Genomic DNA, 477 nt, shown 5'->3' on the forward strand with positions numbered 1-477 from the left:
CTCACCGGGCTGGGCCTGGGCGTCGTCGAGGGCCTGACCAAGGTGTTCTATCCGGAGGCGTCCTCCACGGTGGTGTTCGTCATCATGGTGGTGGTGTTGCTGCTGCGGCCCGCTGGGCTGTTCGGCAAGGAAAAATGAGCGAGGCTGCGCGAGCGATGATGTCCAGATCCACCTTGGGCTACGGCCTGCTCTTCGTGGCATTGCTTGCAGCGCCCTGGCTGGGCGCCTACCCGGTCTTCGTGATGAAGCTGATGTGCTTCGCACTCTTTGCCGCGGCCTTCAACCTGCTGCTGGGCTACACCGGGCTCCTGTCCTTCGGCCACGCGGCTTTCCTCGGCGGCGCCGCCTATGTGGCGGGCCATGCCATCAAGGTCTGGGGCGTGACGCCGGAACTCGGTCTGCTGCTGGGCACGGCCGTGGGCGCTGGCCTGGGCTGGGTTTTCGGGCTGCTGGCCATCCGTCGCCAAGGCATCTACT

General features: G+C 66.0%; 1 protein-coding gene and 1 pseudogene. Both read left to right on the forward strand.

Annotation, left to right across the window (positions count from 1 at the left end; genetic code table 11):
* A pseudogene (locus tag NS331_RS26505) lies at positions 1–138 on the forward strand (branched-chain amino acid ABC transporter permease); the annotation flags it as partial.
* 17 nt (positions 139–155) lie between these two features.
* On the forward strand, positions 156–477 hold a 322-nt coding region (locus NS331_RS25305), incomplete at its 3' end, for an ABC transporter permease subunit (protein WP_440589405.1).

This window comes from Pseudacidovorax intermedius (genome assembly GCF_001476815.1).
Taxonomy (GTDB): domain Bacteria; phylum Pseudomonadota; class Gammaproteobacteria; order Burkholderiales; family Burkholderiaceae_C; genus Xenophilus; species Xenophilus intermedius_A.